The sequence below is a fragment of the Acetobacter sp. genome (genome assembly GCF_052102375.1).
In the GTDB taxonomy this organism is placed as follows: Bacteria; Pseudomonadota; Alphaproteobacteria; order Acetobacterales; family Acetobacteraceae; genus Acetobacter.
The window spans coordinates 1-21,530 of the sequence record NZ_JBQDXI010000007.1; the positions used below are offsets into that span (position 1 = coordinate 1).

General features: G+C 54.8%; 16 protein-coding genes. 4 read left to right on the top strand and 12 right to left on the bottom strand.

Going from position 1 to position 21,530, the window contains the following annotated elements:
- Positions 1–620: 620 nt before the first annotated feature.
- The 5 genes from ACTIDN_RS04415 to fumC all read right to left on the bottom strand — a co-directional run bounded on the left by ACTIDN_RS04415 (position 621) and on the right by fumC (position 6,097).
- A complete protein-coding gene (locus tag ACTIDN_RS04415) occupies positions 621–2,291 on the bottom strand; it encodes a Na+/H+ antiporter (RefSeq protein WP_441376125.1) in 1,671 nt (556 codons plus the stop codon).
- Positions 2,292–2,554: 263 nt separating this feature from the next.
- The gene (locus tag ACTIDN_RS04420) at positions 2,555–4,282 is read right to left on the bottom strand and encodes an ABC transporter substrate-binding protein (protein WP_441376126.1); all 1,728 of its coding nucleotides are present in this window, start codon (positions 4,280–4,282) and stop codon (positions 2,555–2,557) included.
- Positions 4,260–4,412 (bottom strand): hypothetical protein, encoded by a 153-nt coding sequence (locus ACTIDN_RS04425; protein ID WP_415508220.1) that lies wholly within the window; start codon positions 4,410–4,412, stop codon positions 4,260–4,262. The genes ACTIDN_RS04420 and ACTIDN_RS04425 overlap by 23 nt, the downstream gene beginning before the upstream one ends.
- 17 nt (positions 4,413–4,429) lie before the next feature.
- On the bottom strand, positions 4,430–4,609 hold the full coding sequence (locus ACTIDN_RS04430; protein WP_146806739.1) for a hypothetical protein: 180 nt from the start codon (positions 4,607–4,609) through the stop codon (positions 4,430–4,432).
- Positions 4,610–4,648: 39 nt separating this feature from the next.
- Positions 4,649–6,097, bottom strand: a complete 1,449-nt coding sequence (gene fumC / locus ACTIDN_RS04435) for a class II fumarate hydratase (RefSeq protein WP_441376127.1) — start codon at positions 6,095–6,097, stop codon at positions 4,649–4,651.
- A 337-nt stretch (positions 6,098–6,434) separates the two neighbouring features.
- Here fumC and ACTIDN_RS04440 point away from each other — a divergent pair, with 337 nt between their 5' ends.
- Positions 6,435–9,095 (top strand): cation:proton antiporter, encoded by a 2,661-nt coding sequence (locus ACTIDN_RS04440; protein ID WP_441376128.1) that lies wholly within the window; start codon positions 6,435–6,437, stop codon positions 9,093–9,095.
- A 103-nt stretch (positions 9,096–9,198) separates the two neighbouring features.
- Here the strand turns inward: ACTIDN_RS04440 and ACTIDN_RS04445 are convergent, their stop codons facing one another.
- Positions 9,199–9,753: an HdeD family acid-resistance protein gene (locus ACTIDN_RS04445; protein ID WP_441376129.1), complete on the bottom strand. Its 555-nt coding sequence runs from the start codon at positions 9,751–9,753 to the stop codon at positions 9,199–9,201.
- 333 nt (positions 9,754–10,086) lie between these two features.
- Here ACTIDN_RS04445 and rpsD point away from each other — a divergent pair, with 333 nt between their 5' ends.
- Positions 10,087–10,704 carry a 30S ribosomal protein S4 gene (gene rpsD, locus ACTIDN_RS04450; RefSeq protein WP_048839383.1) on the top strand — a complete coding sequence of 206 codons (618 nt, stop codon included), beginning with the start codon at positions 10,087–10,089 and terminating at the stop codon, positions 10,702–10,704.
- A 101-nt stretch (positions 10,705–10,805) separates the two neighbouring features.
- The gene (locus ACTIDN_RS04455) at positions 10,806–12,353 is read left to right on the top strand and encodes a peptide chain release factor 3 (RefSeq protein ID WP_048839382.1); all 1,548 of its coding nucleotides are present in this window, start codon (positions 10,806–10,808) and stop codon (positions 12,351–12,353) included.
- Positions 12,354–12,430: 77 nt separating this feature from the next.
- Here the strand turns inward: ACTIDN_RS04455 and ACTIDN_RS04460 are convergent, their stop codons facing one another.
- From ACTIDN_RS04460 to ACTIDN_RS04485, 6 genes are all read right to left on the bottom strand, one after another.
- Positions 12,431–13,654 (bottom strand): MFS transporter, encoded by a 1,224-nt coding sequence (locus ACTIDN_RS04460; RefSeq protein ID WP_441376130.1) that lies wholly within the window; start codon positions 13,652–13,654, stop codon positions 12,431–12,433.
- A 110-nt stretch (positions 13,655–13,764) separates the two neighbouring features.
- A complete protein-coding gene (locus ACTIDN_RS04465) occupies positions 13,765–14,475 on the bottom strand; it encodes an NUDIX hydrolase (RefSeq protein WP_441376131.1) in 711 nt (236 codons plus the stop codon).
- Positions 14,476–14,564: 89 nt separating this feature from the next.
- The gene (locus ACTIDN_RS04470) at positions 14,565–15,596 is read right to left on the bottom strand and encodes an isocitrate/isopropylmalate dehydrogenase family protein (RefSeq protein WP_048839379.1); all 1,032 of its coding nucleotides are present in this window, start codon (positions 15,594–15,596) and stop codon (positions 14,565–14,567) included.
- Positions 15,597–15,690: 94 nt separating this feature from the next.
- On the bottom strand, positions 15,691–17,475 hold the full coding sequence (locus ACTIDN_RS04475; protein ID WP_441376132.1) for an aminopeptidase P family protein: 1,785 nt from the start codon (positions 17,473–17,475) through the stop codon (positions 15,691–15,693).
- Between the two features lie 71 nt (positions 17,476–17,546).
- Entirely contained in the window at positions 17,547–18,464 is a 918-nt protein-coding gene (locus ACTIDN_RS04480) for a 50S ribosomal protein L11 methyltransferase (protein ID WP_441376133.1), read from the bottom strand.
- Positions 18,464–20,701, bottom strand: a complete 2,238-nt coding sequence (locus tag ACTIDN_RS04485) for an ATP-dependent helicase (protein ID WP_441376199.1) — start codon at positions 20,699–20,701, stop codon at positions 18,464–18,466. Before ACTIDN_RS04485 ends, ACTIDN_RS04480 begins: the two co-directional genes overlap by 1 nt.
- Positions 20,702–20,869: 168 nt before the next feature.
- Here ACTIDN_RS04485 and ACTIDN_RS04490 point away from each other — a divergent pair, with 168 nt between their 5' ends.
- On the top strand, positions 20,870–21,508 hold the full coding sequence (locus tag ACTIDN_RS04490; RefSeq protein WP_441376134.1) for a JAB domain-containing protein: 639 nt from the start codon (positions 20,870–20,872) through the stop codon (positions 21,506–21,508).
- Positions 21,509–21,530: the final 22 nt, after the last annotated feature.

Here is a 21,530-nt window from a genome sequence, read left to right on the forward strand (position 1 = left end):
CTCCTTCTTCCATCCCTACAATATGGGAAGAAATTCAAGATCTAACAGGCCCTAAGTTGCGTACTGTAATATGAAGTAAAGTGTTCCAGAAAATCTTGGCACTTAAATTCTGCTCATTGTGTTAAAATTTATTTCTAAAAAACATTAAGACTTTTATTCTTATATAAAACCGTAAGCATAATTTTGTACGGATTGGTATTATTGAATACGCATCACTATGCACGGTTAAGTGCATCTGTCTTGTCGAATACCTCAAGATTTTGCAGACCATTATGGAGAAGAAAAACTTTCCCGTAAAAAACAAAGCATGATGAGAGACTTGGCCCGCTCTGGCATTTCTTGAACATGGCTTCCGATGAGAGGTTTCTACCGGGGATGGTGCTGACAAGCGGGCTTTATGGTTATGGAATGGGAATCCAGTCCATTAAACTCACTGTGCGCGGGACTATAGAATGCGGAAGGCTCGGCCGGAGAAATAAGCCTTCTTCAGTATCCCCAGAGCATTTCTGGCAGAATTTAGCCGTTTTAAGAGACACATTCGCAGTGTTCAGAGGATAGTCCCGTTGTTATCCCATAGCCTATCCACAGATTCTGTGGATAAAGAATAAACGAACCAAGGATCAGGCATGAGGTAGGGCGGCGGCTTCGTTAATGAGTTCCTGCTCGTGCACATCTATCTGGCGGGACAAAACGCGTTCTGTCTCATCATTGATTTTTCGATCATGCAAAAATTCACGCAATGTCTTGCGTTGTGCACGAATAATGCGCAGCCTTATGGCAACTTCTGCCCGACGGTTTTTGACAGACAGTTCGCGCGTGCTGCCGGGGTCAGGCTGTTTGCTATCCAGCGTTTGCTGCAATTCCTGAAATTCCTGCAAAAGTAACGGGACAGCATGGGCAATTTCAGGGGCATCTGTACTCGTTGCAGGGTCGGTCTTGCTGCGTGTTGTCTCGTTTTTCAAAATGGTCAGGGCCGTGTTGACCAGAGCCAGACGTGTATCGTCCAATTCCTGCTGTGGGGTGCTGACCTGTGACGGGGGCGGTAATAACCGGAGGGCAAGGGGAAGGAACAAGCTGGCTAGAAGCAGGGAACTGATAATGACCCCCGCAGCAATCGTGATCAGCAGGTCACGTTGCGGAAAGTCTGCTTCTGAGGGAAGGGTAAGGATGGCAGCAAGGGTTATGGTGCCGCGTGTGCCCGCCAGTGCAAGCACCAGTTTCTCACCCCAGCTTGGCACCACGCAGGCGTGATGCCGAATACGGGCCGTGATTTGGCGAATAAATGCAGAACCCGTCACCCAGACAAGCCGAATGAGTGTCATGACTGCCTGCAAGCCAAGAATGGCCAGCAGAACAGTCCACAAAGACAGGTCACCAGAGGACCGCATGATGAGTTGTGCTTTGTGAACAAGGTGTGGGAGTTGCAGCCCCAAAAGCAGGAAGACCAGCCCGTTAAGTGAGAAGGACACCATGTCCCAGATGGCGGTGGCGCGCATACGGGTTTCTATTTGTGTCTCATTCATAACGCCGCTGAGCCGGATGGTCATACCACCTGCGACAACAGCCAGAATACCGGATGTTTCAAGTGATTCTGCGGCCAGATAAACGGCAAAAGGGAGCATTAAGGCCAAAAGGGCGTGGCTTGGTGGATCATCATATCCGCGCCGCAGCAGAAAAATCTCCAGCCTGCTGCTGACTAAGCCAATCACGATGCCTGTTAAGACACCACCCACGGCAACCCACACGAAGTTGGCCGAAGCTGCCTTAAGCGAAAACAGCCCTGTGGTGGCAGCAGCGACAGCAAATTTGAAGCAGACCAGACCGGATGCATCGTTAAGCAAGGCTTCTCCGCCCAGAAGGTAGAGCAGCCGGGGTGGGACACGCCCACCCCGTAAAATACCGGAAACTGAAATGGCATCTGTCGGGGAGAGCGCGCCCGCCAAGGCAAATGCCGCAGCAAGAGAAACCGCCGGAATAAGCCAATGCACAAAATAGCCGCCGCCGAGTGTGACGAGTAGCACGAGCCCAATCGCCATAGCGGCAATAATATGCCGCAATTCACCAAATTCGCGCATGGGAATGCGGTAGGCATCAACAAACAAGAGCGGTGCAATAAACAGCAGCAGAAACAGGTTGTTATCCAACCCCACATTCATGCCTGCCAAGCCAGCAGCAGCCCCGGCAGCAATTTGCAGAAGCGGCATGGGGATATGCAGCCTGAGCACCCGGGCAACAATGCCTGTTATGCCTGTAATGGCCAGGAGTGACAGGGCAAGAAGCGTTTCATGCATTGGAAAGAATACTAATCCCGATCGAGAAAGGGCATAAACGCAAGCCCTATAGAGGCTTTCCCGTATCATAGGCGGCATGGCTCTGCCAGTTGCGGGAGCCGCTAGGCGGGTGTGCGCAAAAGTTGAGACCATATGATGGATTTTGGAGGAGCCTGCTGTGGCGCGTGGAAGGTTATGCCGTGTCGCGCACCAATAGTCCCGTACTTGTCCCTTATTTCATCCACAGATTCTGTGGATAACCCCCCCGGTCGATATGGAGCGCCTTAGCGGACCCAGACTTGAGAAAAGAAAAGCTGATTGACCGTGGTGTAGAAAAAATTACCCAATCTGGCAGATGTCAGCACAACAGTGTCTTTTTCAATCAACGGCGCAGCCGGGGCTTGCTCCATGACCAGACGATCAGCCTGACGCCATAAAGCTTTGGTTTCAGCGCTGGATAATGTGACATCCGTTTTGGCGCGATCCATCAAGCTCTGAATGGTCTGGTTACAGAAGCCGGGAATATTGATGGAACTGTCTGAATTGGGGTGGAAATTTTCACAGCCCAGCAAATCATCCAGAAAGTTGGAGGGTGAGGGATAATCAGCCGACCAGTCTTTGAGGGCAATTTGCACATGGTTACTGGTGTTTTGCATATAGTTAAAAGCGAGCGAGGTGCTTAAAGGGCGAAGTGTAGTTTGGTAGCCAAGGGTTTGCAGCATGTCGCGTATCCATACACCCATGGCCATATCAACGCTGGTATTGCCCACCACCAGCGTAACTTTCTGTCCTGCCGTGCCACTCTCTTGCACAAGCTGTTTGGCTTTCTCAAGATCCGGCGCCTGCCAGAGTGCAGCGGGCTGCTCAAGTGATGCGCCCTTCGTGTAGAAACAGAAGTCTGTTGCGGCAGGCAGCGAGGAAGGCAACATGCCGCACAGGGGGCGGGCTACACCGGGGCCGCCGTAAAAAATGACCATAGCCTTGCGGTTTACCGCGTAATTCACCGCCTGACGGGCCTTGAGCACATTAAACGGCGGAATGTTGACGTTCATGGGCAGGAAATACATAGCCGCGTGGGGCATAACGTGAGTCTGCGCTGTAAAGCGGCTGCCGAGCTCGCCCAATCTGTCCATTGGAATGTCATCTGCCATCCAGTCGAACTGACCATTTTCAACAGCGGTAACGGCTGCTTCATCTGGGATGCCAAAACTGTAGTCTATTGCGTCGGGGTAGCCATCAGGCTGGGCTTCAGCACTCCATTGACGGAATGCCGGGTTGCGAGAAAGCCGCAGGCTTTTATTCGGGTCGTAAGATGTAATGGTATAGGGGCCAGTGCTGGGGATGGGCGTATTGCCCACATCGTGCTCAGGCGTGTTGGCTGGCAAAATAACGGCATGGGTGAATGCCAGTTTCTGCAAGAATTCGGTATCAGGTTTTGTAAGGTGAAATGTGACGGTTCGTCGGATGGGGTCTTCTTCCAGTCCGCCTTTTAGTGTGCATGTGGCGGGAGCATGCAAACAGGCCTCTGCGCCCACAATGGCAGAATAAAATGACCCGGCGGTAGGCGAACCTACTTTAAAGATACGCCGAATGGACGCCGTAACATCTGCTGTTGTCAGGAGCTGCCCATTGGAAAAATGAATCCCGGGCCGCAACGTGAATTTATAGGTTAGGCCACCATCCTCGGGTGTCGGGAGGTTTTCAGCCAGATCCGGCACCACGGTGTTTCCGTCTGCCCCGCGAACCTTTTTGAAGGTGGCCAGACCATCATACACTACAGCAAACAGGTTAATATATTTGCCGCTATAGTTGATCTGTGGGTCCAGCGTACCGCCGGAAGCAGCTGCAACAAGCCGTAGCGTGCCGCCACGATGCGCGGAAAGCAGGCTGTCTGGTGTATCAGCGCTGCTGGCGTTTATGGTGAAAGCGAGTGGGAGGCAGGCAATAAGGGCTGTGCAGAAACGCCAGACGCGTGTGCCACACTCTCCCTTACTGCTGCGCGGGTGGCGCATGATCGACCGGGGCATCCGTCGCAGGAGGCGCCTGAAGGTGAGAGAAGTTTTTGTACAGGGAGCCCAGTACAAACAGTCCCATAATAAGCGTTGCAATAACGACACCGAGCCGTACGAGCCGACCTGCCATGGATGATATTTCCTACTTTAGCGTGATGGCTGCATGTCGCCCGGTGGTTTGTACCAACCGGGTGTGCGTTGACCGTGATGTTTGTGGGGGTGGTAGAAATTATTCTGCGTATGGTTGTCAGCACAGGCGCTCAGGCTGAGAGCACTTAGGATAATCAGGCCGCTCAGGGCGACAAGGCGGTACAAGGCAGGTTTCATAAAACTACCTTACTGGTGTTTGAGCCTGTGGAAAAGACGTTACGCACCTGCTACGCCATGGCCAACCATATCAAGCGGATTAACCAGCCGGTCAAAGCTGCTGCCATCAAGGTACCCAGACTGAAGTGCGGCTTCACGCAGGCTCACACCATGTTCTGTTGCAATATGGGCAATTTCCGCAGCCTTGTCATACCCAATCTCAGGGCTGAGCGCTGTGACAAGCATAACGGAGCCGTTAACGTATTGCGCCAGTCTGTCGTGGTTCAGAGTAGTGCCTTCCACGGAAAAAATCCTGAAATTATGGCACCCATCGGCTAGAATGCGGATGCTGTGCAGGCAGTTCGCCAGAATAACGGGGCGCATGACGTTCAGGTCAAGTTGGCCTTGGCTTGCGGCAAAAGCAATCGTGTTGTCGTTCCCTAAAACCTGCGTTGCTATCATGACCATGGCCTCGCACTGGGTGGGGTTGACCTTGCCGGGCATGATGGAGGAGCCGGGTTCGTTCTCCGGTAATATCAGCTCTCCCAACCCGCAACGGGGGCCAGAGGCCAGCCAGCGCATATCGTTGGCAATTTTCAGGAGAGGCACCGCCAAACCACGTAACCCGGCGGACGCGCGTACCATGGCATCCACACCACTCAGGGCTGCAAATTTGTTGGGCGCTGTTACAAATGGGCGACCTGTCAGGTCTGCAATTTTTTGGGCAATGGCTTTACTGAAACCTTCTGGCGCATTTAACCCGGTACCGACCGCTGTCCCGCCTGCCGCCAGAGCAAACAGGCCCTGCCGTGCGTAACGCAGCGTTTCAAGAGCATCCTCCAGTGCTGTTGCCCAGCCAGACCATTCCTGCCCCACTGTCAGGGGGACGGCATCCTGCAAATGGGTGCGGCCTATTTTGACAACATCCTGCCACTCAGTGGCTTTGCGATGCAGTGTGGCGACCAGTTTTTCCACTTCCGGAAAAAGGCGGTCTTCAAGCTCCAGAAGGGTGACGACATGCATGGCTGTGGGAAATGAGTCATTGCTGGACTGGCTCATATTCACATCGTCATTGGGGTGCACAGGTGTTTTACTGCCTATAACACCGCCCAATAGTTGAATGGCGCGGTTTGCAATTACTTCATTGACGTTCATGTTCGTCTGGGTGCCGGATCCTGTCTGCCAGACATAAAGCGGAAAATGCGCGTCCAGCTTGCCGCTGCTGACCTCATCCGCCACCGTGGCGATCACATCCGCTTTCCAGGAGGGCAGGTGTCCGTTGGCTGCATTTACCAGAGCCGCAGCTTTCTTAACTATGCCATAGGCATGGTAGAGCGGAAGCGGCATATGGTCAGTACCAATGGAGAAATGCACAAGGCTTCGCTGTGTTTGCGCGCCCCAATATTTGTCGGCCGGAACCTCAATCTCTCCCATGGAATCCCGCTCCAGACGCATGCCCTCAGCCTGAATGCCGATAGGGCAGAACCGCAGTGTTGGCGTGGTGTTCATGTCTTGGTCCTTCAGAAGTGCATGAAAGAGTGACTCAGTGGCGTGATGAGGGAGCGGATTAGTCAACGTGTAGTGTTGAGCATGACGCGCAAAAAAACTTCTCACAACTCAGCGACCTATGGGGTTGTGATGCGTTGACCCCTTATCATGAGCAGAATGGCCCAAAATAAGGATAAAGCTGTGAAATTATGAGGATACGGTGTGGTCTGACCGATCGGTCAATGCTACAAGTTTGACAAGAAAATCTTCCCGCCCGCCATTTTGGTGCCGCAACAGGCGGTTAAGGGGTAGTGAGAGAAGAGCAATAAGAATGTGAGTACGGAAGGGCTGGGGAAGTATGGCGGTAACTGGTCTGGCTGCGGTTCTGCTTGCCATTGGTCTTTTGCTTGTTGTGGTCAGTGCAGTGCAGCCTATTGCGCGCAGGCTGGAGCTTTCTGAAACCGTATTGCTGGCTATTGTCGGCATTGTTATTGGTAGTCTGGCTGACTTCGCGCTCCGCAACTCGCATTTTTCCGCCCTTAACGGGCTTGCGGAAATGCTGCTTGATTTCCCGATCAACAGCGAGGCCTTCCTGCTTATCTTCCTGCCTGTCCTTGTTTTTCAGGGGGCGCTGGCCATTGATGTCCGCCGTCTGGCGCACGAAACAGGGACGGTGTTGCTGCTGGCGGTTGTAGCGGTTGTAGTTTCGACGGCAACAATCGGGTTTGCACTCAAGCCGTTTGCGGATGTTCCACTGGTCGTGTGCCTGTTGCTAGGCTCCATCGTGGCCACCACTGATCCCTCCGCTGTGGCCGGTATTTTCCGTGATATTGGCGCGGCTACACGGCTCACGCGTCTTGTGGAAGGGGAAGCCCTGCTGAACGACGCAGCGGCTATTTCCATCTTCTCCATTCTGCTGCCTTCTGTCACGCTGCACCATGCCATTCATCCGGGTGAGGCCATCGTCTCCTTCGTTGTCTCTTTTGTAGGGGCACTGATTGTAGGTGTGGTGTTTGGGCAGTTGACCCTGATGATGATTACCGCATTGGGTAACGCGCCTGCTGCAGAAATCACGCTGACCGTGGCGCTGCCTTATGTAGCGTACATTATTTCTGATGAATTTCTGGGTGTGTCCGGGGTGGTTGCAACGGCGGCCGCAGGTCTTACGCTCTCCGTGTATGGTCCTTCAACTTTCCGGCCACAAACATGGACATTCCTTACCCAGCTTTGGCAGCAGCTTGTCTTCTGGGCAGGGTCTTTGGTGTTCGTTCTGGCCTCCATGCTGGTGCCGCACCTGCTTGTTGGCATGACCAAATGGGACTGCGTCCTCATTCTCATCGCCAGTGTGGCAGGTCTGGCTGCACGCGGGGCCGTGGTGTTCGGGTTACTGCCCTTTTTGGCCATGACCAAACTGTCGCCTCCCGTACCCACACCATTCAAGGTGACAATGGTGTGGGGGGGCTTGCGCGGTGCCATTACACTGGCACTGGCACTGGCCGTAACAGAAAACGAGCGCGTTTCCACGCCTGTTGCACACTTTATTGGTATTATTGCTACGGGCTTCGTGTTGATTACGCTGCTGCTTAATGGCACGACGCTTCGCTCCCTCGTTCTGTTCTTAAAGCTGGATAAGCTTTCTCCTATTGATGAGGCCATGCGCCATCAGGTGCTCAGTATCGGCCTAGACAAGGTGCGGGACCGTGCCGCCAAAATGGGTGAGGAGCTTGGCTTTTCGACCGATGCGACACGCCCCGTTCTTCAGCAGATCGACCGGAGGGCGGATGAAGAGCAATCCGCCAACGAGTTTGATGCTGCCATGAGCGATACCCAGCGCGTTAACCTGGCTCTGTTGACAATCGCCAGTCAGGAACGATCGGTTCTGCTGGACCTGTTCCGTATTCAGGGTTTGTCCCGGCGCGTGATGGAAACATTGCTCCGCAGTAGTGAAGCCGCCATTGACGGGGCTATTTTGGAAGGGCGTCTGGGGTATGTGCGGGCGTTACGGCGCAGGTTAAGTCCGTCTGTACGGTTCAAGATTGCCCAGTGGGTGCATAAGCGGTTGCGCATTGACCGCCCCCTTATGCTGTGCATGGCCGAGCGGTTTGAAATGCTGATGGTCGCGCATTTTGTATCCATTTCTCTGACCCGCTTCATGCGTGAACGGCTGGAGCCGACGCTTGGCCCGCGTATTGGTGAGATTGTTGCAGAGGTTTTGCAGCGTCAGCGCAAGATGCTGAACGAGGCGCTGGAAACCTTGCGCCTGCATTATCACGGATATTCGGAAGCGCTGGAAAACCGTATTTTCCGCCAGATTGTTCTGCGTCTGGAAGGGGAGGAGTATGATGCGCTTCTCTCTGAATCCCTTATTAGTGATGAGTTGAACCGTGAGCTTCTGAAGGAGCTGGAACGCCGCCGGACCCGTTTGGACAAGCCGCTTAGCTTTGACCTGAGAAGCGGAATTGAAAGCCGTTTGAAAAATGCGGCAATCTTCAAGGGGCTGCCGGGGGCGGAGTTGCATGATCTTGCGACTACCACATCCCTGCGTTTTGTTGCCCCACAGGAGCTGATTGCACGGCGTGGGCAGAAAGTGCGGACAGTCTATTTTATTAGTGCGGGTCTGGCTGAGTCTCATGTGGCGGAACGCGATATTCGGTACGGGGCCGGAGACCTGATTGGCGCGTTGGGCGCTTACCGGAACGAGCGCTGCCCGGCCAGTATTCGTGCGGTACAGTTCGGGCACTTCATGGTTATCAGTGCATCACGTTTCCGCCGTCTGGTGGAGGAATATCCAGTTGTTCTGGAGAATATCGAGAACCTGCGGAAAAAGCGGGAAGTCGGGGAGCGTGCTGTTAAGGTTGTGCCCGGTCAGAGGTTATCCGACAAACTGGCGGAGCAGCCGGGCATCGCGGCACGGGCTTTGCTGGGTAACAATAGCCAAGGGCTGATACCCCAAAAAGAGGAAAAGCCCGAAGCTGACGAGGTTGATCAGGAACGTCCGGTGTCAGACCAGAAGATCTGAACGCGAAAAAGGGGCTGCTCTCTAAAAGCAGCCCCTTTTTGTATGGGCAGTTTCCACTCTCCCCAAGGTCTCAACCGCCGAGGAGGAGTGGGAAGCGGTTTGTTCAGAAACCGCTTGAAGGGGGAAGCTGATTATGGGTGTTCTGCCGCAGGGCAAGGCCTATCTGAACCCAGCTCAGGCCGCTGACAATCAGTTCAACAGCAATAAACGTGCCGATAAGCCACAGGCCAGACCATGGCAGAGTCAGATAAAGGCTTACCCCGACGATCAGACTGATAATGCCGCCACACAGGATAATACCCCAGCCTGCAAAATTGCGATTTTGGAACGCCACAACGCAGCGCATAATGCCCACAACAATAAAGCAGATAGCCGCAAAAAGAGTGATTAAGGTAGCGCCTGTGGCAGGCTCTTCAATAATGATGACGCCCGCGGCTACATAGAGCAAACCGCCAAGAAGCGAAAACAGAAAGCCGCTCCAGCCGCGCATGGCAAAGGCGTGTATCATCTGCATGACACCTGCCATAATAATCAGGAAGCCCAAAAAGACCGTGCTGGCCAGAGTGACGGATACTGTGTCGATGCAGGCCAGCAAGCCAAGGGCGATCAAGGCAACGCCCAGCCCTACGAATAGCCCCCATTTTCTGGTGAAATCCATATCTTTCCATCCTCGCTTTACATAAGAGACACAGGAAGCAGACTACGCCATTTATGGTGCTGGGCACAGCATTTGCTTGCAGTGGCATAGTGCGTCTGCCAGAGCGCGGCTGTGTCCAGAGTTGACAGGTGGCCTGCCTTTCCGTAAGTGCTGCACCCATTGCCGGGAACGTGGACAGGACGGCTGCTGTGAATGGACTATGCTCCCATTCATGCAGTAATACGGACTGCGCCCGCTCTGATCCGTGGGGGACAGAGACTACCGGCCCAAATATGCAGGCAGTAAAGCGGCAACGCAGCGCTGTGTGCAGGTGTGAAAAGAGTAGAGCGCACTATGAGCAAGCGTCTCGAGAGCAAGTATAAAATTAACCGTCGCCTTGGCGTTAACCTGTGGGGCCGTGCAAAGTCTCCGGTAAACCGTCGCGAATATGGTCCTGGCCAGCATGGTCAGCGCCGTAAAGGCAAGCCTTCTGACTTCTCCATCCAGCTGATGGCTAAGCAGAAGCTTAAAGGCTACTACGGTAACATCAGCGAAAAGCAGTTCCGCCGCTACTATCAGGAAGCCGTGCGTCGTAAAGGCGATACGTCTGAAAACCTGATCAACCTGCTGGAACGCCGCCTGGATGCGGTTATCTACCGCATGAAGTTCGCCATCACGCCGTTTGCTGCGCGTCAGTTCCTCAACCATGGCCACGTCCTGGTTAACGGTCGCAAGCTCAACATTCCGTCTTACATTGTTAAAGACGGTGACGTGATCGAAATTCGTGAAAAATCCAAGCAGCTCGCTATCGTTCTGGACGCAACCCAGACGACCGAACGCGATGTGCCGGAATACATGGAAGTCGATCATCGCCAGATGAAGGGCACGTTCCTGCGTGGTCCTAAGTTCTCTGACGTACCTTACCCGGTACAGATGGAACCCAACCTGGTGGTCGAATACTACTCCCGTTAATCGGCGCTTCGGCCCGATTTGTGCAGCGCCGGGTGGAGGGTATCCCTCTCCACCCGGCGTTTGCCGTTTTTACCTGTTTTATACCAGCCGGATGATCCGTTATGTCTGATGCGCCCACAACCGACCTGAGCACGGAAATTAAACGCCGCCGTACTTTTGCTATTATCTCGCATCCAGACGCCGGTAAAACGACCCTGACAGAACGGATCCTGCGTGCAGGGGGCGCTATTCAGCTTGCCGGGAACGTGCGCGCCAAAGGGGAGCGCCGCCGTACCCGCTCTGACTGGATGAGCATTGAGCGTGACCGTGGTATTTCGGTTGTCAGCTCGGTGATGACGTTTGAATATGGTGGGTGTATTTTCAACCTGCTCGACACGCCGGGCCATGAAGACTTCTCGGAAGATACTTACCGTACCCTGACAGCCGTTGACTCTGCCGTCATGGTTATTGACGCTGCAAAAGGCATTGAAGACCGGACGCGCAAGCTGTTTGAAATCTGCCGTCTGCGTGACATTCCCATCGTGACCTTCATTAACAAGATGGACCGTGAAGCGCAGGACCCGTTTGAGCTGCTGGATGAAATTGCGGCGTCATTGGCGCTTGATACGTCCCCCGCAACATGGCCGGTGGGACGGGCTGGCAAGTTTGTTGGCACTTACGATATTCTGACCAAACAGCTCCATACTCAGGAAGAACTGTCCCCGACTGACCCGCGGATGGTACAGCTGACTGAAGAACTGGAGCTTGCGGAAGGTGTACTGCCCCAGTTTGACCGTGAATCTTTTGATGCAGGGCATCTGACCCCAGTTTTCTTCGGGAGCGCCATGAAGGAAATTGGCGTGACGGATCTGCTGGATGCATTGGTAGCGTTCGGGCCATCCCCACGCAGTCAGGTGGCAGAAAGCCGGACAGTGCAGGCGGACGAACCCGGCATGACGGCTCTGGTCTTTAAAATTCAGGCGAATATGGACCCTAACCACCGGGACCGTATTGCCTTTGCCCGTATTTGCTCTGGCAAGCTGGAGCGCGGCATGCGTTTGCGGCATACGCGTACGGGTAAGAGTTTTGCAGTGCACACGCCGCAGTTCTTTTTTGCGCGTGACCGCCAATTGGCTGAAGAAGCTTTTGCTGGGGACGTAGTGGGTATTCCCAACCACGGCACCCTGCGCATTGGGGATACGCTGACCGAGAGCGAGGATCTGAAATTTACGGGTGTGCCGCACTTTGCCCCGGAAATTCTGCGTCGTGTCCGTCTGGATGACGCCATGAAAGCCAAAAAGCTGAAACAGGCTTTAACCCAGCTTGCTGAAGAAGGTGTGGTACAGCTTTTCCGGCCGCAGGATGGTGCACAGCCTATTGTTGGCGTGGTGGGTACGCTTCAGCTTGACGTGCTTCAGGCCCGTCTTAAGGCGGAATACGGGGTGGCTATCGGGTTTGATGCCACGCCGTTCTCGCTGGCGCGCTGGGTTACAGGCCCGCGGGATAAAATTGAAACCTTTGCTCAGATTAACCGTACAGCCATGGCGGATGACCTGGATGATGATCCGGTTTTCCTAGCGACATCTTCTTTCATGATGCGCCGGACGCAGGAGCAGAATCCTGACATCAGCTTCCATGATATCAAGCAGATTGGTCTGGAAATAAAATAAGCCTCTCAAGGCGGGACAACTCAGCCCGCGCTGTTTGCCAATTGTACGCCTCTGGAAAGAGGCTGCGGCTGGCAGCCTTATGAGGCCTGCCGTGCCCCTTTTTCCGTCAGGCATACAACAAAGGAGAGAGCGGGCAGGGCTGCACCAAAAATGGAGGCCAGTGCCCAGCCCCCATGAGCATAAGCCCAGCCACCTACAGCGGAACCCAACGCGCCCCCAATAAAGAAAAGCGCCATATACACGGCATTTAACCGTGCACGATGTTCTGGTGCCAGAACAAACAAAACGCGCTGCCCCAAAACCAGATTAGCGGTAATACAAAAATCAATCACCACCCCGGCTACAGCTAACACGACAACAAACAGCATGGAGGGGCTGACAAGCCATGTTGTGAGGAAGGCTGCTGACGTAAGCGCCATGGCTAGAAGTGTTGCGGGCCAGATCCAGCCTCTATCCGCAATACGCCCGGAAAGCGGCGCAGAAATGGCGCCTGCAACTCCTACTAGAGCAAATACTGCAATTTCACCTTGTGTCAGGGCATAAGGGGGCGCTGCCAGCAGGAGGGGAGTGACAGTCCAGAAAAGGCTGAAAGCCCCGAACATGCAGGCATGGTAAAAAGCACGGCGTTGAAGTGCCGGGATAGAGACAAGAAGAGACCCCATTGAGCGTAAGAGCGCAGTGTAGGATTGCCGGGTGGTGGGTTGCCTGCTTGGGAGCACTCTTCCCAAAACTACAGACAAAACCAGCATAATACCTGCGGACAGAAGAAAAATGGCGCGCCAGGAGGCTATATGCGCCACAAGGCTGGCGACTGGCCGCGCCAGCATAATCCCCAGCATCAACCCGCTCATTACATTGCCTACAACGCGCCCACGTATGGCAATGGGGGCAAGATGCGCTGCAAAGGGGACCAGAATTTGCACTGAGACAGATAGAATCCCTACAAGCCAGATTGCCAGAAGAAACGGCATTGCGTGGCTGGTAAAAGGCAGAAGGAGCAACGCGCCTGCCAGTAATCGTGTCATCCAGACAATCAAACTACGATTTTCGAGCAGGTCTGCCAGTGGCACAATGAGCAAAAGGCCAAGGCAATAGCCTATCTGGGTGACAGTTACGATCAGACCAGACTGGCTCTCCGGCATGCCCAAAGCGGCACTGATAAGGCCGGAGAGAGGCTGGGCATAATAGAGATTGGCAACGGTTAACCCGCAGGCCGCAGCAATAAGAAAAATAAGATGGGCTGCAATACTTGCCTGATGGTCCGATGCGTCTTGCTGTGGTTGTTGGCGGGTGGGTGACATGGGGGTGGTCCTGCGCGGGAAAGAGTGTCAGCAGGCCGAAAAGACCCGATCAATGGTGAGTTGCTTTTGCAAAAGGTTGGAGAAAAAGTAAACTTATGCGGTCAATGGCCCTACGCCTGCTCCAACAGGGCGCGAGAGGTTGGCAATATGTCATGGTGTGCCAGCCATTCTGCGCGATGCTTATGGGGCGCCAATGCAAGCTGGTCATACTCCCTATTTGCAGAAGCGTGCCAACAAGCTTTGACCTGCTGGAATGAGCAGTGCGTTTTGAGGGGCATACCTATGTCCAGAATGCGTGTGCCCGGATGACGGGCCACCAAACGTGGCGGGCCCACCTCTAACAGATCTGCTGTCAGTCCTAACTCTTCTTCTGCCTCAGCCAGTAGCTGCTCTTTTAGGTCCACATGATGCGTGATGCCCCGTTTCTCAATACTTCCCGCAGGTGGGCTTTGCCAGAAGTTCCCTTGGTAAAGCGATGACGGACGCCGCCGCCCCAGCACAAAACCCTCTGGTGTTTCCAACAGGCCAATAACGGCAAGGGGTTGCAGGCGAAGTGTGGGGAAAAGTTCAGGCTTCTTCATTTGCGCCAGAACCGATTTGTACTCGGTCCAGTAGCCATCAATGCAGCCAGAGGTAATGCGGGTTGCCGAGAAAACGCAGCCATTGAACAGGGAAGGCATGGCGCGGCAAGCATCTGCCCAGATACGCTCTATCTTGTCTTGTATCGCGCTATCATGTGCTGGTTTATGCGGCATAACACGCACAAAGCAGGATGGAAGCAGGGGGAGGATAGGCCACTGGCCAGAGAACAGCGCGGTCATGTCGGCAGAATACGCTGTGAGAGAGTAAAGTTGTAAAGAGAATAAACAAACAGGGGATAAAGCTAAAAAGCCTTATCCCCGGCTTTGTTTTAGACGAGCTGCTGTTTCAGAGCTGCTGTCAGGTCTTTTGTTGTGGCATCGCCACCAAGGTCTTTTGTGCGCAGGCCACCATCCGTAATGACCTTTTTAATAGCAAGGTCAATGCGGTCAGCAAGATCCTGACGGCCTACATGCTGGAGCATCATGACAGCGGCAAGCAGCAGGGCTAGCGGGTTGGCAATGCCTTTGCCAGCAATGTCCGGTGCTGAACCGTGCACGGCTTCAAACACAGCAGCTTTGTCACCAATATTGGCACCCGGCGCCATACCCAGACCGCCAACAAGACCGGCTGTGAGGTCAGAGAGGATGTCACCGAACAGGTTGGTGGTTACCACCACGTCAAACTGCCATGGGTTGATGACAAGCTGCATGGCGCAGGCGTCAACAATCCGTTCGTTGAAGGCGACGCGGCCTTTATATTCTTCAGCAACCTTGCGGCCTTCTTCAAGGAACAGACCGGTCAGCAGTTTGAGAATATTGGCCTTGTGCACGATGGTAACCGTTTTGCGGTTATTTTTCAGTGCATATTCGAAGGCATATTTAACAATGCGGCGGCATTCCGTGCGGGAATTGTAGCCGGAGCTGAGTGCAATGCCCTTGGGGTCATCGCCCACAGGGATGTAGTGCTCCATAGCCGCATAATAGCCCTCTAGGTTCTCACGGAACAGCACGAGGTCAATTTTGTCAAAACGGCCACCCGGCACGATTGTTTTGGTCGGGCGCAGGTTGGCAAAAAGGCCGAATTCCTGACGCAGGGTGACGTTAATGGACTTGAAGCCGCCACCGACTGGTGTTGTCAGCGGGCCTTTGAGTGCCAGGCCTGTGCGGCGAATGCTCTCAATGGTCTGTTTTGGCAGTGGGTCATTGACCGCATCCACCCCAGCCATACCGGCCAGTTGTTTGTCCCATTCGAACGGGGCACCAACCGCGTTCAGGATTTCGATTACCGATTCAACAATCTCGGGGCCGATACCGTCACCGGGTATAAGAGTAGCGGGGATGGTCTTGCTGTCTGTCGTCATTCTGGAAGCTCCCTTCACTTCGCGACTTTTCTGCGCCCGTTCGGCTGATGACGCGATTCCCAATTGCGTGACCAGCCGATTATCCTGTTTGCCTTCACGCCGCCGTGAGGGGCGCGCAGGCGGTTTTCAGCCATTTTTGTGCTTCTGGAGGCAAGTGCGGACCAACCAGTTCCAGCACCCGTGCATGGTAGGCATCCAGAATAGTCTTATCTTCCTGCCCCAGAGTCTGCTCATCAATCAGGCGGCGGTCGAAAGGAGCCAGAGTCAACGTCTCAAACTCATAGCCGGGGCGGGCCCCTTCCACGTGGGGCATGGGGTGCACTAAAACCAGCGTTTCCAGACGGATCCCATAAGCACCCGGCTCATAATAACCGGGCTCGTTGGACAGGATCATCCCTGCATCCAGCGCAATAGGGTTGGGTATTTTGGAAATGCGGGCCGGCCCCTCATGTACGGAGAGAAAGCTGCCAACGCCATGCCCTGTACCGTGGTCATAATCCTGCCCAGCCTGCCAGAGGTCAAAACGGGCGAGAGTATCGAGCGCAGAACCGGTGGTGCCTTTGGGGAAGCGTGCGCGGCCAAGGCGTAAGTTGCCTTTCAGGACGCGGGTGAAGGTTTCCTTCAGGCGGGCAGGTGGGGCATCCGGCCCGGTCCAGAGTGTGCGGGTGACATCTGTTGTGCCCTCCGGGTACTGGCCACCGCTATCAATCAAATAGACTTCGTTAGCGGTCAGGGCACGGTCTGACTCCGGGGTGACGCGGTAATGAATAACGGCACCATTAGGGCCTGAGCCAGAAATAGCAGGGAAAGATTCGCCCCGGTAATCCGCGCCTTCAGCCCGAAAGGCATCAAGCGTTGCGGCCGCTTTTAGCTCCGTAGTGTTAAGAGCGTTCTGGTCCAGCCAGTGCAGGAAACGACATAGGGCGATGCCATCTTTCAAATGGGCCTTCCGTGTGCCTTCCTGTTCTGTCGGGTTTTTCAGGGCTTTGGGCAGCAGGCAGGGGTCTGGGCTTTCCTGCACTGTCGCACCATGGCGGGTTAGTGTTTCCGTAAACCATACGGCATTGGTTGCCGGGTCAACGCTAACCACGTGGCCTTTCAGTTCGGCCAGCACCTGTTCCATAGCGTCTGGTTCATGCACACGCACGGTTTCCCCCAACCAGTCACGGACGCTAGCGGGAAGTTTGCTGCCCTGAATGAACAGGTCCACCGTGGTATCTGCGTGGAGTACGGCAAAAGCCAGCACAACCGGCAGGCAGGGGATGTCCGCACCACGAATATTGAGCAGCCATGCGATCGAGGAAGAATCGCTTAATACAGCAGCAGCTTGGCCAGTCCGCTTCAGCCCCTGCGCCAGACGCTCACGCTTGCTGTCTGATGCTTCGCCCGCATAAGCGAGGGGGTGAATAACGGCTGGGCCTGCGGGAAATGCCGGGCGGTCGGTCCAGAGATGATCCACTAGATTTCCGTCGGTGGCGCTCAGGGTATAAGTTTGCGCCGTTGCCTGAAAAGGTAAAAGTTCGGCTTGGCTCATGATCCGGGAATCATAACCAATGCGTGCGCCTTTTGGGGCATGCTCTGCCAACCATTGGTTGGGGGGCGTCTGGTACATATGCTCACAGGACCAGCAGCTTTTATCCACCTGTTGGTCCATTTGTGTGACATAGCGGCCATCCGAGAACACGGCAGCGGCTTCAGGAAGGACAATAGCCAGCCCGGCACTGCCAGAAAAACCGGTCAGCCATTCCAGACGCTCAGCACAGGCTGGCGTGTATTCCCCCAGATACTCATCACTATGCGGAATAATCAGCCCATCCAGTCCCTCCTGTTCCAACAGGGAGCGCAAAGCAGTCAGACGGTTGGCGGAGGGAGAGGGCATTGGCGGGTCCTTAAATCGTAGTCTTTAACAATAAAGAAGCAGTGCAGCGCACTGCTATCAGGGGGTGGGTCTTATGCTGCTTGCGGCAGGGCGTAGGGTTTACGCAGGACCAGCGTGGCCCAGTCCCCTTCACGGAAGGTTTTTTCCAGTACCAGCCCTTGCCGTTGATGGGCCGCCAGAACCATGCGGATCTGGGTACGCAGCAGGCCAGCCAGGATAACGGTACCACCCGGAGCCAGATTCAGGGCCAGATCTTTAGCCATCAGGCAAAGCGGGCGGGCCAGAATATTGGCAAACACCAGATCGTAGGGCGCTTTGCGGCGAATTTCGGGAGTGCGCCAGCCATTGCCCAGACGGCAGGTCAGCGCACGGCTCAACCCATTACGGGCGGCATTCTCTGCAGATACCCGGACAGACCATGGTTCAATATCAACGGCTAGCACTTTCTGGTGCAGTAGGGCTGCTGCGGCCATGGCCAGAATGCCAGAGCCACACCCAAGGTCCAGAATACGGCGGGGCTTGCGATGGGCCATATATTCAAGTGCCCGCAGACAGCCACGGGTGGAGCCGTGCTCGCCAGACCCAAAAGCTACCCCGGCATCCAGCGTCAGCACAATGCGGGTGGCATTATGCGTGTCGGGCAGATGTGTGCCCCGTACAACAAAACGCTGCCCCACTTCCTGCTCAGGGAAGGCCTCGTACGTACGGGCCAGCCAACCTTCGGCCTCGGTTTCGGCCCGCTCAAGGGGGGCTGCTGTGCCGCTGGTTAACTGGGCAAGTGTCAGAGCTGTTTCCAGCTCATCATCACGGTGGCCTACGTCTTTCACACCCTCAACGCGCCACAAAGTGCCCTCAGGGTTGGCTTCAAAAATACCAACGGTGGTGCATACGGTGCCTATGGCGCTTTCATAGGCTTCAACAGCGGATTCAGGCACGGTAACGCTGACCGTCTCGAGGGCTGTGGCGTGTCTGCGGGGAGGAGGGGCCATTAAATTTTCTCTATAAAGGAGGAGAGGAGGCGTTTGGTGTCACCACTTTCAAACGCAATCTCAAGGTGGTGGCGGTCTGCGCTGATGATAATGCCAACCCCAAAGCGGGGGTGGCGAACATGGTCACCAAGCTGAAAGCTTGCCGTGTTTGCATCTGCCAGCATGGGGTCCTGCCGGCGGCGCGTGGTGAGAGGCCCGTTTGCAAACACGGAGTCAGTCATGTTGAGGCGCTGCTGCGGGGCTGCACCGTTTTCCTTGCGGACAATATGCTCATCCGGCAGTTCATCCAGAAAGCGGCTGGGCATGGAGGGCTGCCAGTTGGCGTAGATACGGCGGCGGTCAGCATGAAAAATAAGGGCGTGTTTGCGGGCACGGGTAATGCCCACATAGGCAAGGCGGCGTTCTTCTTCCAACCCTTTCAGGCCGCCTTCATCTAACGTGCGTTGAGACGGGAAGACGCCTTCCTCCCATCCCGGAAGAAATACGGTATCAAACTCCAGCCCCTTGGCCCCGTGCAAGGTCATGAGAGAGAGTTTGGCATCGCCCGCGTTTTCGTCATGCTCCATGACCAGCGCAACATGATCCAGAAACTCACCAAGCGTCCCAAAATCGGACAGGGCGCGCACCAGTTCTTTCAGGTTTTCCAGTCGTCCCGGTGCTTCTATTGAGCGGTCATTGCGCCACATATCCAGATACCCGCTTTCTTCCAGCAGGTGTTCAACCGCAACCACATGTCCCTCGCGGCTCAGGATGTCTCGCGTGGTGGACAGGGCGTTCATGAGCGTTGCAAGCTGGGCCGCCATTTTACCTTTCAGGCCCCCTTCATCCAAAAGCGCCTGTGTGCCTGCCGCCAGTGGAACTTGCCGGGCCCGCGCTGCGGCATGAAGCTTTTGAAGTGCAGCCGGACCAATCCCGCGTTTTGGCACATTGATAATGCGTTCAAACGCAAGATCATCCGCAGGCTGATTCACAATGCGCATGTAAGCCATGGCATCGCGAATTTCAGCGCGCTCGTAAAACCGTACACCGCCTACAATTCGATATGGCAGGCCGGTTTGGACCAAGCGCTCTTCAAACGCACGCGTCTGGAAACCGGCGCGGACCAGAATGGCCATTTCAGCCAAAGACTGGCCTTTGGCGAGGAAGGACGCTGCCGCATCACACACGGCACGGGCCTCAGCTTCCGAATCCCACACACCGGTTACCAGAACTTTTTCCCCGCTGGCATCGTCCTTGCCGGAACGTAGGGTTTTGCCCAGCCGTCCGTCATTATGGGCAATCAGGCCAGCTGCGGCACCCAGAATATGTTGGGTAGAGCGGTAATTGCGCTCAAGCCGGACGATTTGTGCACCGGGGAAGTCTTTTTCAAAGCGGAGAATATTCTCAACTTCCGCCCCACGCCATGAGTAGATGGATTGGTCATCATCCCCCACGCAACAGATGTTGGACGGATAGCCAGTCCGTTTGGCCAGCAGCCTGAGCCACAGGTACTGGATGGTATTGGTGTCCTGATATTCATCCACCAAAATGTAACGGAAGAGCCTGTGGTATTGGTCTAGAACATCGGGGCGGGTACGCAGAATTTCTGCCACATGCAGCATGAGGTCGCCAAAATCGCAGGCGTTCAGTTCGCGCAGGCGGGTTTGGTAGGCTGTATAAATGGCGCGGGCGTGGCCATCGGCAAAGTCTGAGTCTTCAGTGTCGGTCACACGAGCAGGGGTCAGGCCGCGATCTTTCCAGCGCTGAATAACGCCCATTAGGCCGGGGGCTGGCCAGCGTTTTGTATCAATGCGCCACGGTTCCATCACCTGCTTGAGCAGGCGTAACTGGTCGTCTGTGTCCAGAATGGTAAAACCGTGTGTCAGGCCTACATATTCTGCATGGCGGCGGAGCATTCTGGCGCACAGAGCATGAAAGGTGCCAAGCCACAGCCCTTCAACGGGTTCGCCCAACAAAAAGCTGATACGTTCGCGCATTTCCCGCGCGGCTTTGTTGGTGAAGGTAACGGTCAGGATTTGCCACGGTTTTGCGTGGCCACTGAGCAGAATATGCGCAAACCGTGTGGTCAAAACGCGTGTTTTCCCGGTCCCGGCACCAGCCAAGACCAGAAGGGGGCCATCTGTTGTTTCAATGGCGGCGCGCTGCTCTGGGTTCAGGCGTTCAAGATAGCCCGGCGCTCCTTCAGGGGCGGGAGAAGAAAAAAGCGGCGAAGGGGGATGTTCTGACGTGCTCACTATGGCTTTATAATACCATGTGAAGCGAAGGCCAATCGGAGCCGTTAAAAACCGGGCGGCTTTTTAGCCCGAGCATCATGAAAGCGCCCTTCGGGGCAAGTGAGGCACAGCGGGGGGCAGGTTTTTGCAAGTACGGGCCCATCCGGACACAGAAAACGGATGCGCCAGCGTGTGGAGCAGAAGGGCGCGGGTGGCCTTGCTGATTACGAAATACTTGAGATGCTTCTCTTTCCCGGAGTTCCCCGGCGGGACACCAAGCCGCAGGCAAAAGCGCTGATCAATAGTTTTGGCAGCCTGAGCGCTGTTCTGGAAGCGCCTGCGGCAGCCTTGAAAGAGGCTGGTATGGGGCCTGCATGTGTGAGACTTCTGACACTCATGCCAGAAATAGCCGAGAAGTTAAGTACCCCCCAGACCACCAAACGTGCCGATATTGGCAAGTGGGATAAATTGCTGACCTATTGCCATACGGCTTTTACAGGTCTGCCGGCCGGGCAATTACGGGTGTTGTTTCTTGATATCAAGAATCATCTACTCGCCGATGAACCAGTTATGGAAATGTCGGATAAAACGGTTGAAGCGTGTGTGGCCGATATTTTAAAGCAGGCTCTGGCTCATAATGCATCCGCCTTGGTGACGGTCAGGCTTGTTTCGGACGGTCTTTCCAGAGCGCAGCAAATGCAAAAAGACATTGCGTTTGTTCAGGCTCTTTTAAAAGCGGCACCTTTGCTGGCGTTGGACGTTTATGATCATCTTGTCATGAGAAACGGTCAATGGCTGAGCTTCCGCAATATGGGACAGGATGAGTGGTAAAGAAGGCAAGTCCTTTACTACA